The sequence below is a fragment of the Cypionkella sinensis genome, assembly GCF_042646385.1.
Lineage (GTDB): Bacteria > Pseudomonadota > Alphaproteobacteria > Rhodobacterales > Rhodobacteraceae > Cypionkella > Cypionkella sinensis.
On record NZ_JBHRTO010000001.1, the window covers coordinates 3,015,282 to 3,027,757 of the forward strand.

The window sequence follows — 12,476 nt, forward strand, 5'->3', positions numbered from 1 at the left end:
GCGAGGGGAACCCTACGCCAGCAGGTCAGATTTGCGCAGATAAAGGTCAGAGGCAAGCCAGCGCGCCTGAATTTCTCGCAGTTTTTTGCCCAAAGCCGCGCCTTGCAGTGCGGGCATCAGATCGGCAGCATTTACCGGGAACACGGCGGCGGCCCCGCGCGCGATCTCGGCTTGCCAGTTGGGCGGGGGCGGGGTTTCAAACAGCGCGGCACGGCACAGCACCACATCGCGCCCATCCTTTGCCCCCAGCTTCCACGCCAAAGCAGCCGGGGAAAGCCCCGAGCCAATTTCATCTCTAACCGCGATATTAGAGCCTGTTTCTGCCCGTGAAAGCCGCAACGCACCGCTTGGATCAATGCCCCCCAACACGGCCAAACGTTGCTGCCAGCGCGGCGGCTCATCGCCCTCCAGATGCAGCAGAACCGCCAAGGCCTTGGCGTCTGATCCCGGCAAAACCCGCGCCAGAATGCCCGTTTGCGTCATCGCCGCGATCGCTGGTGCAGGGTCGCGCGCGCCCAGAAGTTTGCGCATCTCGGCGCCGATGCGTTCCCGCGAAAGCCCGTAGATTCCGTCAGCATTGCCTGCACAAGCCGCGAGCCCCTCGGCATCAATACCGGCCGAAGGGTCGCCATAGACCGCGAAAAATCGGAAAAATCGCAGGATACGCAGGTAATCTTCCCGAATCCGCGCCTCTGCTTCGCCGACAAACCGCACCCTCCGCGCCAGCAGGTCGTCCAGCCCGCCCAAAGGGTCCAGAACTGTGCCATCCGCCCGCGCATAAAGCGCGTTCATTGTGAAATCGCGCCGCGCCGCATCCTCGACCACATCGGTTGAAAACGCCACCACCGCACGCCGGCCATCCGTTTCCACATCGCGCCGAAACGTCGTCACCTCGTGCGCAACACCATGGGCAATCACTGTCACAGTGCCATGCTCGATGCCGGTCGGCACCACCCGAAACCCAGCCTTTTCGGCAATGTCAGAGACAATTTCTGGCCGTGCATCCGTCGCAATATCAATATCCGCAATTGCGAGACCCATCAGCGCATTGCGCACGCAGCCGCCAACGAACAGCGCCTGATGCCCCGCTTGCGCCAAAGCCGCGCAAAGCGCCTGCGTGCCCGGATGCGTGATCCAATCGCCCGAAATCTTCATGCCGTCATCTCGGCCAGATTGCGCAAAATCCGCGCCGTAGCGCCCCAAATATAATAGGGTCCGTAAGGTACCGCAAAATAGCGGCGCGGCTGGCCCTTCCACACCCGTCCTTCGATCACAAAACGCCCACAGTCCAGCACATGCGACAGCGGCACCGTGAAAACCTCATCCACCTCGCCCGCCTCGGGGCGTATAGTAAAATCGTCTCGAACAAGGCCCAGAATGGGCGTGATCAGGTAATTCGTCACCGTTTCATGGCAGGGCAGGCGGCCCAAAACCTGCACCTTTTCGGGCGGCAGGCCGATTTCTTCCCAAGCCTCGCGCAGCGCTGCCGCCTCTGGCCCAGGGTCTTCGGCATCCACCTTGCCGCCCGGAAACGCGATCTGCCCGGGATGGTGCTTCAGATGCGAAGCACGCTTGGTCAGGATCAGTCGCGCGCCTTCGGGCCGCAGCCAAACAGCCACCAACACCGCTGCGGGCCGCAAAATCCGGCTGTCGGGCAGCAGCACCGGGTTCAAGTCAAAATCCGACGACTCGCCCGCAGGACGGGCGAGCGCTTCTGTCAGGCGGGCGATGTCATCCCGCATCACCCGGCGCTTTCGTAGCTTCAAAGCCCAGCGTCGCCGGATCGAATTCGTAATGCTTGCCGCAGAACTGACAATCCGCCGTCACCACACCCTCTGGCGTGGTCATGTGTTTGATATCCTTCGCAGAATAAATCGACATCGCCTGAACCACCTTATCGGGCGAGCAGGAACAGCCGAAATGCACCACTTGGGCATCGAACACCCGCGGGTCTTCCTCGTGGAACAGCCGCACCAGCAGATCAGTCGGCGCAACGGTCGGCCCGATCAACTCGATCTCTTCGACGGTATCCAGCAAAGCATTGGCCCGCGTCCAGTTTTCCGCTTCTTCGCCCGCCAGAATATCGGCATGGCTCAGCAAACCACCCTCGCCCGAGCCCGCCTCAGCCGCGACCGCACCGCCCACGGCGGGCATATGCTGCAACATCACCCCGCCCGCGCGCCAATGCGCAGTGCCACCGGGCATCTGGTTTTTGCCGAAGGTCAGCGCGAATCGGGTCGGGATCTGTTCGGACTGTGCGAAGTAGGTTTGCGCGCAATCCGACAGGGATTTGCCCGCAATCGGGGTAAAGCCTTGATAGGGCTGCATATCCTGCCCCTGATCAATCATCACCGCAAAATATCCCTCACCGATCTGGCTGAACGGATTGGCATTCAGATCCAGCCGCTCGGCATCGTAGCTGGCATAGGCACGGATGCGTGCAGGCTCGCCATCTTCAGACGGGCCATAATAATCAGTGGCAATCAGCCGTGCTGGACCTTTGCCGCGAATTTGCAGGCTCAGTTTCCAGCGCAGTTTCACCGATTGCCCGATCAGCGCGGTCAGCACGGCGGCCTCGGCCACCAAAGCCTCGATCACGGGTGGGTAATTGTGCTGTTTCAGCACCGCATCCAACGCGCCATCCAGCCGCGCGACGCGGCCGCGAATCGCGGAGCGGTCAAGTTGAAAGGGCAGGACGGTATCGTCCCAAGCGATTTGCAGAGGAGAGGTCATGGGGTTTCCTAAACGTGCCAAGCTTGGCATACCGCGCCTATATAGGCAGAGCAACCGCGCACCCAAGGGGCAGGCATGATCAAACGCTATGGAAACAGCCCAGAACCGGGCCACCGCTATACCCGCAGGCCGGGGGTTTATGCCGTATTGTGGGATCGCGGCGCAATCCTGACCACGTTTCAGGCCGAGCCTGTGCCGGAATACCAACTTCCGGGCGGCGGTATCGACAAGGGCGAACATCCCATCGCTGCCCTGCACCGCGAGGTGATGGAGGAAACCGGCTATCACATCGCGGGCGTCCGCCGCTTGGGCGCGTTCCGGCGCTTTACCTTCATGCCGGAATACGACCTTTGGGCAGAAAAGATCTGCACCGTCTACCTTGCGCGCCCCGGTTTGCGCATTGGCCCGCCCACCGAGCCGGGGCATCAGGCGGTTTGGATGGCGCCCGAAATGGGTTTGCGTCTGTTGGGCAATCCGGGCGACCGCGCCATGCTAGGGCGGGCGCTGCGTCAACTGGAATCGGGCGCAGGGCCAAGGTAATCAAAGATCAACCCCGAGACATCGTCCGGGAATACGCCGCCACCCGAAAAGGTGTTCAGATCCCACAGCAGCGCTTCCAGCAGGTCTTGGCTGTGCAATACACTGTTATGCTTCAATATTCTGATCAGGCCTTCGCTGCCCAATTCCTCACCCTGCGGATTTGGACATTCCGTCACGCCATCCGAAACCAGAAACAGCCGATCACCCGGTTGCAGGCTGACACTGGTCTGCGGGTAATCCGCGCCCTCAATCAGCCCGATCGGCAGGCCGCCATCGCCCAGACGTTCAATCGCCCCATGAGCCCGCAGCACTAGCGGGTGCGGATGGCCTGCCTGCACCAGTGTCGCCAGCCCGGTTTCAAGGTTGATCTCGGCATAGCAGAGCGTGAAATACTGATCGACCTGCAACTCTTCCAGCATCATGCGGTTCAACCGGCCGGCGACGATGGCGGGCGGCCAGGCATCACGCGCGCCGTCGGCTGCGGTTTTCAGCGCAATATTCTGTTCGGGTGACGCACCCGACAGCAGCCCTGCCAACCGCGCGGTCATCATCGCCGAGGCAACGCCATGCCCCGAGACATCGACCGAATAGACCACGATTCGATGCGGGTTGATCACAAAGCTGCCGACCAGATCGCCGCCGACATGGCCCGAAGGCCGCAACATCAACGCCGCTTTGCCCGCGCCAAAATCGCGCAACCGATCCCGGACCAAGGTTTGTTGCAGCTTGCGGGCCTCAATCAGGTCACGATCCAGCGAATCATAAAGCTCTTGCAGCTTTTGCAACGTGCTACCGATCAGACGGTTCTTTTCAACCAACTCGTCCTGCATCCCCAGAATACGTTCGCCTGCCCGTAGTCGGGCGCGCAACTCATCAGAACTGACTGGCTTGGTCAGAAAATCATCCGCGCCATTGTCCAGTCCATCGGCGATTTCGGCCTTTTCCGATTTCGAGGTCAGCAGGATGAAATAGCCATAACCTTCTCGTGGAAGGGCCCGAAAAGCCTTGCAAAATTCCAGCCCGCTCATCCCCGGCATCATCCAGTCTGACAGCACGATGTCAAAATCCTGCGCCAGACACAGGGCCAGCGCCTCATCCCCCGAGGCCGCTTCCGTCACCTGATAGCCCCAGCGCGTCAGTTGCATTTGCAGAATCTTGCGCTGTGCCTTGCTGTCATCCACCACCAAGACAGGCCGCGCCGCAAAGGCGCTGGGCCTGCGGGCTGCCACATTCAAGGAAAGAAGATCAGGTTTCACAATCGCGCCTCAACACTGGTTTTGTCCTGTCTGCACCCAACCTCTTAACGGCGAGTGAAACTTAAAACTGTGCCTATTCCGGCTGTTAGCAGTTACCGATTGTTAAGGGATGCCGCGCAATCTGCTGCCATGGGTGGCGAAAGGCGGGTGTGATGTGATCGCGTGGGATAGGGTGAATGATCTTCGTTCAGAAATTGGCGATGATGATTTCGCCGAAGTCGTCGCGCTGTTTCTGGAAGAAGCGGATGAGGTGATCGGGCGAATTTCCAAAACCGCAGGTGCCAAGGCACTCGAGGCCGATCTGCACTTTCTGAAGGGTGCTGCGTTGAATCTTGGCTTCGCGCAATTCGCAGCCTTCTGCCAAGAAGGTGAGCGTCGCGCAGCTGGTGGCGATACCGCTGTTGATCTGGCGCAGCTTTGCAGCAGCTATCAAGCGTCGAAAGCGGCGCTTTTCGCGGGGCAAAGCGCCAGTGCTGCCTAGATCAGAAACTCTGCCAGAATCTCGTCATTGGTGATGTCGCGGTAGGTAAATGCGGCGGCGTCCAACTGATCAAACAGGTTTTTGAAATTTGCAGCCTGGCTGGTTTCAATCCCGATCAACACCGAGCCGAAGTTGCGTGCCGACTTTTTCAGGTACTCAAACCGCGCGATATCGTCATCTGGGCCAAGCATGCCCAGAAACTCTTTCAACGCACCGGGGCGCTGCGGCATCCGCAGGATGAAGTATTTCTTCACACCGGAATAGCGCTGCGCCCGCTCTTTCACTTCCGGCAAACGCTCAAAATCAAAATTCCCGCCAGAAGTTACGCAAACCACTGTCTTTCCAGCGATATCGTCTGCCAAATCTTGCAACACATCAACGGATAGCGCGCCCGCGGGTTCCAGAACGATGCCTTCCACGTTCAGCATCTCCAGCATCGTCACGCAAATGCGGTCTTCCGGTGCCAGCAGCACCTCGGCAGGCTTCACCCAAGACAGCGCCGCAAACGTCTTGTCACCCAGCCGCGCCACCGCCGCACCATCAACGAAACTGTTGATCGTGCGCAGCTTCACCGGCTCTTGCGCCGCCAATGCCGCTGTCAGACTGGCACCGCCCACTGGTTCAACAAACCGGTACTGCGTTTGCGGTGCCTCGGCCCGCAAAAACCGCGTGACGCCCGAGGCAAGGCCGCCACCGCCCACCGGCAGCACCACCAGATCAGGCGCGCGGCCCAACTGTTCCAGCATTTCCACCGCGACCGAGGCTTGGCCCTCGATCACATCCTCATCATCAAACGGCGACAGAAAATGCGCGCCCTGCTCGGCGCAAAACTTCTGCGACGCCGTCAGAGTCTGATCGAAATAATCCCCTGTCAGCACGATCCGCACCGCATCGCCGCCAAAGGCGCGGGTCTTGTCGATCTTCTGCTGCGGTGTCGTCACCGGCATGAAGATCGTGCCCTTTACCCCGAAGTGCTTGCAGGCAAAAGCCACCCCTTGCGCATGATTGCCCGCCGAAGCGCAAACAAATGCGGTCTGCGACGGATTGGAAGCCCGCACTTTGCGCATCGCCGTGAATGCCCCGCGCAGTTTGTAGCTGCGCACCGGGGACAAATCCTCGCGCTTCAGCCAAATCTCGGCGCTATAGCGGCGCGACAGATAGTCATTGCGCTGCAACGGCGTGCGCGGGAACAACTCGCGCAGGGCACGGGTAGATTGGCGGGCGGCATCAGGAAAATCGTTCATGCTTCCGATTACGCCCGCCCGGCGTGGAAAAGCAAGTCAGACCAGTGGGCGCTTTTCAATGTAATGCCCGTAAAGCGTGGTCAGGATCGAAAGCCCAACCATGGTGACGGGCCAACCCGCGATCACTTGCCAGATATTCGCCAGCAGACCAAAGCCGCCAAATACGAACCAACTGATCATGTTCACCACCCACAGCGCCAAGGCCATCAGCACCGAAAGTTGCAGCAATGGCCGCCATTCGCCCTCGGTCGCCTGCCAGCCCGCGAGAAACGGCAGGTTGTTGCCCAGGGCCGTGCCTGGAAGCGCTGCGGACAGCCGCATGCCCAGAAAGATCATCGGCACTTGCACCATGATTGCCATCAGCAGCATGGCAAGCAGCGGGCCTGCCATCATCAGGCGCCCGAACAGCGTGCCGATGATCATGCCAAGCACCATCCCCACCACGATCAGGGCCAAGCCAATCAACAGCGATTTGATGAAGTATTGTCCCATCTTCTCGCCCATGAACGGCGGCACCACGCCCGCAGGTTCTTCGCCCAGCAGCACATAGCGATGCCACGCAACGGCGATCCAGATCCCGGTGATCAGCGTCACCACCAATACCAGCACCACGCCCAGTCCTACGCCACCGCCCATCATGCCCATCCCGGCAGAGGCCATGGCATATCCCAGCAGCATGGTGATCCCCACCTGTATCAGATACAGCACCCCCGACACTTTCAGTGCCGGGCCAAGGTTATCCATCACTTGCCGCAATGAATGAGAGAAAATCTGTACGCCCTTCATCGAGCCCTCCATAAATTCCACCAATCCCGCAATGATTCACCGCATTCCCCCCCTGTCAACCGCGCCGCTTGCCCTCGCCCCGATTTCCCTTTAATCGCGGGCGAAACCCGCATCGGAGACGCCACATGTCCGCCAAACTCGCCCCCAAGAAAGTCGTCCTCGCCTATTCTGGCGGTTTGGATACCTCGATCATCCTGAAATGGCTGCAAACCGAATATGGCTGCGAGGTGGTGACGTTCACCGCCGATCTGGGGCAGGGCGAGGAACTGGAGCCTGCGCGCAAGAAGGCTCTGCTGATGGGGATCAAGGAAGAAAACATCCACATCGTTGACGTGCGTGAAGAATTCGTGCGCGATTTCGTGTTCCCGATGTTCCGGGCAAATGCCTTGTATGAAGGCCTCTACCTGCTCGGCACCTCGATCGCCCGCCCGCTGATTTCGCAGCATTTGGTGCGTATCGCACATGAAACTGGCGCAGATGCCGTGGCGCATGGTGCAACCGGCAAGGGCAACGATCAGGTGCGCTTCGAACTTTCCGCCGCAGCACTGGATCCTGCCATCAAAGTAATCGCGCCGTGGCGGCTGTGGGATCTGACCAGCCGCACCAAGCTGTTGGAGTTTGCCGAAGCCAACCAGATTCCGATTGCAAAGGACAAACGCGGCGAGGCTCCGTTCAGCGTTGATGCCAACTTGCTGCACACCTCATCCGAAGGCAAAGTGCTGGAGAATCCGGCCGAAGAAGCCCCCGAGTTCGTTTATCAGCGCGTGACTCCGGTGGAAAAAGCCCCCGACACCCCGGAATATGTTGAAATCGGCTTTGAGCGCGGCGATGCGGTTTCTATCAACGGCGAAGCCCTTTCGCCCGCCACTATCCTTGCCCGTCTGAACGACATCGGCGGCAAGCATGGCGTGGGTCTGTTGGATCTCGTGGAAAACCGCTTCGTTGGCATGAAGTCACGCGGTCTCTATGAAACCCCCGGCGGAACCATCCTGTTGGAAGCCCATCGCGGCATCGAACAGATCACGCTGGATGCAGGTGCGGGTCATTTGAAAGACAGCATCATGCCGCGCTATGCTGAACTGATCTATAATGGCTTCTGGTTCTCGCCCGAGCGTGAGGCGCTGCAAGCCCTGATCGACCATACGCAGGAACACGTCACCGGCACCGTCCGCGTCAAGCTGTACAAAGGCTCGGCCCGCACTGTGGCACGCTGGTCGGAACACTCGCTTTATTCTGAAAAGCACGTCACCTTCGAAGAAGACGCAGGCGCTTACGATCAGAAAGACGCCGAAGGCTTCATCCGCCTGAACGCCCTGCGTCTGCGCCTGATCGCCAGCCGCAACGCACGGGTTGCGAAGTAAGCTTTTCAGAACGTTCTTAAACGGCGGGTCGCATTGGCCCGCCGTTTTCATTTGTTGAAGACCTGACTTTCAACCACCCCGCGCTATCTGTCGCGAATGACTCAGAAACCCCGTCTTATCCTTGTGCTGGGCGATCAGTTGACCGACAGTCTTGCAGGTCTGCGCGCCGCTGACCCTGCCCGCGACATCGTTGTGATGGCCGAAGTGATGGCCGAATCGACAGCCGTCCCCCATCACCCGCAAAAGATTGCGCTGGTATTGACGGCGATGCGCAAGTTTGCGCGCCAATTGACAGAGCAGGGTTACGCCGTGGCCTATTCGCGGCTGGATGATCCAGAAACGGGGCCATCCCTACCCACCGAGATCCTGCGCCGTGCCGCCGAGTATAGTTCTGATCAGCTGGTCGTTACGACCCCCGGTGATTGGCGTCTGCTACAAGAGCTAGAGGCCGTGCCGCTGACGGTGACGATGCTTCCAGATGATCGCTTCATCTGCGCGGCCGAAGTGTTCACCGCTTGGGCCGCCGAGCGTAAGCAACTGCGCATGGAGTGGTTTTACCGCGACATGCGCCGCCGGACAGGCCTGCTGATGGATGGCGAGCAGCCGATTGGCGGCCAGTGGAATTTCGACCCCGAGAACCGCAAGGCCGCGAAGCCAGATATGCTCAGGCCCAAACCTCTCCGCTTTACACCCGATGCCGATACCGAGGCCGTATTGGACTTGGTGGAAACCCGTTTTGCGTCGCACTTCGGCAAACTCCGCCCGTTTCACTGGCCTACCGATCGCACCCAAGCCTTGCAGGCGCTAGACCATTTCATCAGTCACAGCCTGCCCCGCTTTGGCGATGAGCAAGACGCGATGCTGACGGACGATCCCTTCCTCAGCCATTCGCTGCTGTCTCCTTGTATCAATCTGGGCCTGCTTTCGCCGCTTGAAGTCTGCCAGCGCGCCGAGGCGGAATACCACGCCGGGCGCGCGCCGCTGAATGCAGTTGAAGGATTCATTCGCCAGATCATCGGTTGGCGCGAGTATATGCGTGGCATCTGGGCACTGAACGGGCCTGAGTACCCCACTTGGAACGCGCTTCAACACAAAGCAAAGCTGCCTGCCGTCTATTGGGGCGGAAAAACCAAGATGGCCTGCATGAAGGCCTCTGTGGCCCAAACCCGTGATCTGGCCTATGCCCATCACATTCAGCGCCTGATGATCACAGGCAACTTCGCACTTCTGGCCGGAATAGATCCTGCTTTCGTGCATGAATGGTATCTGGCCGTCTATATCGACGCCTTCGAATGGGTCGAGGCCCCGAACACCATCGGGATGAGCCAGTTTGCCTGTGGTGGCCAGTTGGGCTCGAAGCCCTATGTCTCGTCGGGGGCCTATATTGACCGGATGTCAGACTATTGCGGTAGCTGTGCGTATAAGGTCAAAGACCGCACCGGGCCCGATGCCTGCCCGTTCAACCTGCTTTACTGGCAGTTTCTCGACCGCCACCGTGACCGTTTCGCCAAAAATCCACGAATGGCGCAGATGTATCGCACTTGGGACAAGATGGCCGAGACGCACCGCGCCACCGTGCTGGCCGAGGCGGAAGACCTGCTTGCCGCCCTGCACAGTGGCGCAGCGATCTAAAGCTTCAGCGCTGCCAATTTCTCGTAATACGGCAAAGCTTGCGCCGCCAGTCCGGCATAGATGCCGCCCAGGTTCGGCAACGGCCCCTCTGCCCCTTCAAACCCTGTGCTGCGATGCACCGCGGCATACCAATGCGGCGCCCAGGCCCCGTCGGCCTCATTGCCACCGGCAGGCCAGTGCAACATCTTGCGGGTGAAACTGATCCCAATCGCATCGCAAAGCTTGCGCAACATGCCTTCGGGGTCGGCGCGGATGTCGTCGCTGTCGATTACCACCGGATTGCTGCCCGACCACGCCGCCACCTCGTCAAACAGTTCCGCCTGCTGGACAAAGCCGATATCCGCCAAAGTGGTGCCTTCGCGTTTCTTGGCATAGCTGGCGATCACACGTGCCGGATGCCGGATCAGAAAGACATTGATGCAAGACCGCATCCAGCGCCGATCAAACTGCGGGATCATGTGCAGCGTCATATGCTTTTGGTAAAACACCGCATTGCCCCCCGGCACAGGGCCCTTGCAGATTGAGGCAACCACATCCGGGTCAGGCTCGTGCGCTGCGATAATCTCGTCGCGCATCGGATGATCTATGCCGGTGTATTCCAGATAGGCCGAATAGAACGGCTCGTCCCATACCGTGCAATCGCCGCGCGCGGCAAAGCTGTACATCATTGCGGTGGACAGATTGCGTGGGCCGGACCACATCGCAATGCGTTTGGCAGCCCCCGTCATTTCGCGACTCCCATCATGCGCCCACCATCGTCTTGTAAAGTCCGCGGATACGCTCGGTCATCGGGCCCATCTGGCCAGTGCCAATGGTCCGCCCATCAATCCACCCCACCGGAGTCTGCGCCCCGAACGTGCCGGTCAAAAACGCCTCATCGGCTGAATAGGTGTCCACAAGGCTGAAATTGCGCTCGAACACCGGGATGTCATTGGCGCGGCACAGGTCGATCACCTTCTGCCGGGTGATGCCGTTCATGCAGTAATCGCCTGTGCTGGTCCAAACCTGCCCCTTGCGGACGATGAAGAAATTGCAGGCGTTGGTGGTGTTCACAAAGCCATGCACATCCAGCATCAGCGCCTCATCCGCGCCGGCCTTTTCGGCGGCGATGCAGGCCAGGATGCAGTTCAGCTTGGAGTGGCTGTTCAACTTGGGGTCCTGCGTCATCGGCAAGCCCCGCATGTGCGGCACCGTCGCAAGCCGGATTGGGCGCGGCAGTTTTTGCCGGGAATGTTCCATGATGATCACCATGGTTGGCCCGCGCTGTGACAGCTTGGGGTGCTGGAAGGGGCGCGTTTTCACCCCGCGCGTCACCATCAGCCGCGCATGGGCATCTGTCGTCATGCCGTTGGCCTGCTGCGTTTCCAGAACGGCGGCGATCACCTGCTCGGGCGTAAGGCCGATCTCAAGGTCAATCGCTTTGGCGGCCTCAAACAACCGCGCGATATGCTCGTCCAGAAACGTCCAGCGCCCGTTATACAGCCGGATCCCTTCCCAAACCCCATCACCCAGCATGAAGCCAGAATCGTAGACCGAGACCATCGCCTGCGCCTTGGGCACAATCTTTCCGTTGACGTAAATCAGGATATCTTCATTGCGCGCGTCTTCTTCAGCCTGATGAGTGGATACATGGTCGGTCATGGTGATCTCCTGTTTGCGGCAGGCTATTGCGCTGCAGGGCAAAGGCCAAGGGGGGCATCACCTTGGCGTGAGGTCACGGATGGGTGAATTGTTCTCAGCCCTGGCAACCCGCAGGCTGTTTAAAAGCAATGGAGTTCTGCATGATCCGTCTTACCCTCGCCTTGATTCTGCTGGCAGGTGCCGCCTCGGCCAAAACCCAGACTGCCATTCTTGCGGGTGGGTGTTTCTGGTGCGTTGAATCCAACTTTGAAAGCGTGCCCGGTGTGAAGGATGTGGTGTCGGGCTATACCGGCGGCAGTTCCAAGAACCCGACCTATGACGATCATGACGGCCATTACGAGGCTGTGCAGATCACCTATGACGACAGCAAGATCAGCTATGCGCAGATCATCGAGAAGTTCCTGCATTCGACCGATGTAGTCGATGCGGGCGGCCAGTTTTGTGATCGTGGGGATGCGTATCGCTCGGCGATCTTTGTTTCCAACTCAGCGGAAAAGAGGATCGCCACGGACGAAATCGCCAAGGCGCAGGCTGCACTTGGGCAAGCCATCGTTACCCCTGTTCTTGCCGCGAAAACCTTTTGGCCTGCCGAGGCCTATCATCAGGATTATTACAAAAGCACCGATCTGGTGCTGACAAGGCGCGGCCCGAAGGAAAAGCGCAATGCCTACAAGTTCTACCGCGAAAGCTGTGGCCGAGATGCGCGCGTCAAAGAACTTTGGGGCAACTCGGCAACTTTCGTGCATTAAGGATTTTCGAGAACGGGCTTTCACCTGTTCCTAAATATCCCACGGGGTGCGGG

Annotated in this window: 13 protein-coding genes; 5 read left to right on the forward strand and 8 right to left on the reverse strand. The window is 59.5% G+C overall.

What is annotated here, in order from left to right; genetic code table 11:
• Positions 1–12: 12 nt before the first annotated feature.
• The 3 genes from ACFOGH_RS14920 to hslO are packed head-to-tail and all read right to left on the reverse strand — an operon-like array spanning position 13 to position 2,733.
• Complete coding sequence (locus ACFOGH_RS14920; protein ID WP_380073870.1) at positions 13–1,155, reverse strand: CCA tRNA nucleotidyltransferase; 1,143 nt, start codon at positions 1,153–1,155, stop codon at positions 13–15.
• Positions 1,152–1,742 carry a CoA pyrophosphatase gene (locus ACFOGH_RS14925; protein ID WP_380073871.1) on the reverse strand — a complete coding sequence of 197 codons (591 nt, stop codon included), beginning with the start codon at positions 1,740–1,742 and terminating at the stop codon, positions 1,152–1,154. Before ACFOGH_RS14925 ends, ACFOGH_RS14920 begins: the two co-directional genes overlap by 4 nt.
• Positions 1,732–2,733: an Hsp33 family molecular chaperone HslO gene (hslO, locus tag ACFOGH_RS14930; RefSeq protein ID WP_380073872.1), complete on the reverse strand. Its 1,002-nt coding sequence runs from the start codon at positions 2,731–2,733 to the stop codon at positions 1,732–1,734. The genes ACFOGH_RS14925 and hslO overlap by 11 nt, the downstream gene beginning before the upstream one ends.
• A 75-nt stretch (positions 2,734–2,808) precedes the next feature.
• Between hslO and ACFOGH_RS14935 the strand changes: the two genes are divergently transcribed.
• Complete coding sequence (locus ACFOGH_RS14935) at positions 2,809–3,273, forward strand: NUDIX domain-containing protein (RefSeq protein WP_380073873.1); 465 nt, start codon at positions 2,809–2,811, stop codon at positions 3,271–3,273.
• On the opposite strand, the gene ACFOGH_RS14940 is transcribed toward ACFOGH_RS14935, so the two are convergent.
• Entirely contained in the window at positions 3,243–4,529 is a 1,287-nt protein-coding gene (locus ACFOGH_RS14940; RefSeq protein WP_380073874.1) for a PP2C family protein-serine/threonine phosphatase, read from the reverse strand. The genes ACFOGH_RS14935 and ACFOGH_RS14940 overlap by 31 nt on opposite strands.
• Positions 4,530–4,701: 172 nt before the next feature.
• On the opposite strand from ACFOGH_RS14940, the gene ACFOGH_RS14945 reads away from it, so the two are divergent.
• Positions 4,702–5,010 carry an Hpt domain-containing protein gene (locus ACFOGH_RS14945; RefSeq protein ID WP_380073875.1) on the forward strand — a complete coding sequence of 103 codons (309 nt, stop codon included), beginning with the start codon at positions 4,702–4,704 and terminating at the stop codon, positions 5,008–5,010.
• Here ACFOGH_RS14945 and ilvA read toward each other — a convergent pair.
• Both ilvA and ACFOGH_RS14955 read right to left on the reverse strand, forming a co-directional pair.
• Positions 5,007–6,254: a threonine ammonia-lyase IlvA gene (ilvA, locus tag ACFOGH_RS14950; RefSeq protein WP_380073876.1), complete on the reverse strand. Its 1,248-nt coding sequence runs from the start codon at positions 6,252–6,254 to the stop codon at positions 5,007–5,009. The two genes, ACFOGH_RS14945 and ilvA, sit on opposite strands and share 4 nt — an antisense overlap.
• Before the next feature lie 36 nt (positions 6,255–6,290).
• Positions 6,291–7,040, reverse strand: coding sequence for a hypothetical protein (locus tag ACFOGH_RS14955; RefSeq protein ID WP_380073877.1), 750 nt, complete (start codon positions 7,038–7,040; stop codon positions 6,291–6,293).
• Positions 7,041–7,165: 125 nt separating this feature from the next.
• Here ACFOGH_RS14955 and ACFOGH_RS14960 point away from each other — a divergent pair, with 125 nt between their 5' ends.
• Both ACFOGH_RS14960 and ACFOGH_RS14965 read left to right on the forward strand, forming a co-directional pair.
• Positions 7,166–8,401, forward strand: a complete 1,236-nt coding sequence (locus ACFOGH_RS14960) for an argininosuccinate synthase (RefSeq protein WP_380073878.1) — start codon at positions 7,166–7,168, stop codon at positions 8,399–8,401.
• Between the two features lie 96 nt (positions 8,402–8,497).
• Positions 8,498–10,033 carry a cryptochrome/photolyase family protein gene (locus ACFOGH_RS14965; protein ID WP_380073879.1) on the forward strand — a complete coding sequence of 512 codons (1,536 nt, stop codon included), beginning with the start codon at positions 8,498–8,500 and terminating at the stop codon, positions 10,031–10,033.
• Here the strand turns inward: ACFOGH_RS14965 and ACFOGH_RS14970 are convergent.
• Both ACFOGH_RS14970 and ACFOGH_RS14975 read right to left on the reverse strand, forming a co-directional pair.
• Positions 10,030–10,761: a sulfotransferase-like domain-containing protein gene (locus ACFOGH_RS14970; RefSeq protein WP_449249195.1), complete on the reverse strand. Its 732-nt coding sequence runs from the start codon at positions 10,759–10,761 to the stop codon at positions 10,030–10,032. The genes ACFOGH_RS14965 and ACFOGH_RS14970 overlap by 4 nt on opposite strands.
• 13 nt (positions 10,762–10,774) lie before the next feature.
• Positions 10,775–11,674 carry a D-amino acid aminotransferase gene (locus ACFOGH_RS14975; protein ID WP_380073880.1) on the reverse strand — a complete coding sequence of 300 codons (900 nt, stop codon included), beginning with the start codon at positions 11,672–11,674 and terminating at the stop codon, positions 10,775–10,777.
• 140 nt (positions 11,675–11,814) lie between these two features.
• On the opposite strand from ACFOGH_RS14975, the gene msrA reads away from it, so the two are divergent.
• Positions 11,815–12,423 (forward strand): peptide-methionine (S)-S-oxide reductase MsrA, encoded by a 609-nt coding sequence (msrA, locus tag ACFOGH_RS14980; RefSeq protein WP_380073881.1) that lies wholly within the window; start codon positions 11,815–11,817, stop codon positions 12,421–12,423.
• Positions 12,424–12,476: the final 53 nt, after the last annotated feature.

Coding starts and splice junctions, on each gene's coding strand:
- ACFOGH_RS14920 (WP_380073870.1), bottom strand. CDS start 1,155: ATGAAGATTTCGGGCGATTGGATCACGCATCCGGGCACGCAGGCGCTT.
- ACFOGH_RS14925 (WP_380073871.1), bottom strand. CDS start 1,742: ATGCGGGATGACATCGCCCGCCTGACAGAAGCGCTCGCCCGTCCTGCG.
- hslO (WP_380073872.1), bottom strand. CDS start 2,733: ATGACCTCTCCTCTGCAAATCGCTTGGGACGATACCGTCCTGCCCTTT.
- ACFOGH_RS14935 (WP_380073873.1), top strand. CDS start 2,809: ATGATCAAACGCTATGGAAACAGCCCAGAACCGGGCCACCGCTATACC.
- ilvA (WP_380073876.1), bottom strand. CDS start 6,254: ATGAACGATTTTCCTGATGCCGCCCGCCAATCTACCCGTGCCCTGCGC.
- ACFOGH_RS14955 (WP_380073877.1), bottom strand. CDS start 7,040: ATGAAGGGCGTACAGATTTTCTCTCATTCATTGCGGCAAGTGATGGAT.
- ACFOGH_RS14960 (WP_380073878.1), top strand. CDS start 7,166: ATGTCCGCCAAACTCGCCCCCAAGAAAGTCGTCCTCGCCTATTCTGGC.
- ACFOGH_RS14965 (WP_380073879.1), top strand. CDS start 8,498: ATGACTCAGAAACCCCGTCTTATCCTTGTGCTGGGCGATCAGTTGACC.
- ACFOGH_RS14970 (WP_449249195.1), bottom strand. CDS start 10,761: ATGACGGGGGCTGCCAAACGCATTGCGATGTGGTCCGGCCCACGCAAT.
- ACFOGH_RS14975 (WP_380073880.1), bottom strand. CDS start 11,674: ATGACCGACCATGTATCCACTCATCAGGCTGAAGAAGACGCGCGCAAT.
- msrA (WP_380073881.1), top strand. CDS start 11,815: ATGATCCGTCTTACCCTCGCCTTGATTCTGCTGGCAGGTGCCGCCTCG.